The 1,945-nt window shown below is 77.2% G+C and carries 1 protein-coding gene; it reads left to right on the forward strand.

The window, feature by feature from the left end; genetic code table 11:
* On the forward strand, positions 1–1,945 hold a 1,945-nt coding region (locus GT045_RS30370; protein ID WP_161336132.1), incomplete at both ends, for a type I polyketide synthase.

Genomic DNA, 1,945 nt, shown 5'->3' on the forward strand with positions numbered 1-1,945 from the left:
CTGGTCGCCGCCCGCGGCCGGCTGATGCAGGAACTGCCCGCCGGGGGCGCCATGGTGTCCCTGCTGGCCACCGAGGCCGAGGTCACGCCGCTGCTCACCGACGGCGTCGACATCGCCGCCGTCAACGGGCCGCGCGCGGTGGTCGTCTCCGGCGACGAGGACGCCGTACTCGCCGTCGCCGCGCAGGTGGAGAAGTCCACCCGGCTGAAGGTGTCGCACGCCTTCCACTCCCGCCGCATGGACCCCATGCTCGACGCCTTCCGCGAGGTGCTGTCGGGCCTCACCTTCCACGAGCCCGCCCTGCCGGTCGTCTCCAACGTCACCGGCCGCATGGCCGACGAGCTGACGTCCCCCGACTACTGGGTACGGCACGTCCGCGAGGCCGTCCGCTTCCACGACGGCGTCACCACACTGGCCGCCGAGGGCGCCACCCGGCTGCTGGAGGTCGGCCCCGACGCGGTGCTCACCAACCTGGCGCAGGACGTCGTGCCCGACGTCATCGGCACCCAGCGGCGCGACCGCGCCGAGGACGCCGCCCTCGTCGACGCCGTCTGCCGCCTGCACCTCACCGGCACCGGCCCCGACTGGCCGGTGGTGTTCGCCGGGGGCCGCAAGGTCGACCTGCCCACCTACCCCTTCCGCCGCGACCGGCACTGGGAGGACGCCCCCATCCTCCAGGCCGAGCGCTCGGCGGCGGCCCGCGCGGGCGGAGACGCCGCCGACCCGTTCTGGGAACTGGTCCGGGACCAGGACGTGACCGCCGTCGCCGCCACGCTCGGTGTCACCGACGAGCCGTCCGTCGCCGCCGTCGTCCCGGCCCTCGCGGCCTGGCACGAGCGACGGCAGGCCGGCGCCGCCGCCGACGGCTGGCGGCACCGCGTCACCTGGGAGCCGCTGGCACCCGCCGCCACCCCCGCGCTCGGCGGCCACTGGCTGGCCGTCGTCCCCGCCGGCGACGACCCCTGGACGACCGTCGTCCTGGCCGGACTCACCGACCACGGTCTCACCGTCGACACCCTCGCGGCCCCCGCCACGGCCGGCCGCACGGAACTCGCCGGACTGCTCACCGGCCGCGGTGCCGCCGACGGCGTCCTGTCCCTGCTGGCCCCCGGCACCGAACCGGCCGTCACCGCCGCCCTCGTACAGGCCCTCGGGGACGCCGGGATCACCGCCCCGCTGTGGTGCGTCACGCGCGACGCCGTCGCCCACGGGCCCGCCGCAGCGGTCACCGGCCTCGCCCAGGCCCCCGTGTGGGGACTCGGCAGGGTCGCCGCCCTGGAGCACCCCGACCGCTGGGGCGGACTGGTCGACCTGCCCGCCGAGACCGGCCCGCAGACCATCGGCCGGCTGGCCGCGCTCCTCGGCGACCCCGGTGGCGAGGACCAGGTCGTCATCCGCGAGTCCGGCGCCTACGGCCGCCGGCTGGAGCACGCCCCGGCCCGCGCCGGCGCCCCCTGGAAGCCGTCCGGCACGGTACTGGTCACCGGCGCCACCGGAGCCGTCGGCGCGGCCGTCGCCCGGTGGCTCGCCGCCGAGGGCGCCGACCACCTGCTGCTGACCTCGCGCCGCGGCACGGACGCGCCCGGCGCCGCCGACCTCGTCCGCGAACTCACCGACAGCGGCGCCGAAGTGACCCTCGCCGCGTGCGACGTCGCCGACCGGCAGGCGCTGGCCGCGCTGCTGGACTCCGTACCCGAGGAGCACCCCCTCACCGCCGTGCTGCACCTCGCCGGCGTCCTCGACGACGGCGTCCTGGACGCGCTCACCCCCGAACGGTTCACCACCGTCCTCGCGCCCAAGGCCGACGCCGCCCGCCACCTGCACGAGCTGACCGCCGGCCACGACCTGTCGGCGTTCGTGCTGTTCTCCTCCCTGACCGCCACCGTCGGCGGCGCCGGACAGGCCAACTACGCCGCCGCCAACGCCTACCTGGACGCCCTCGCCG

The organism is Streptomyces sp. SID486, assembly GCF_009865385.1.
Lineage (GTDB): Bacteria > Actinomycetota > Actinomycetes > Streptomycetales > Streptomycetaceae > Streptomyces.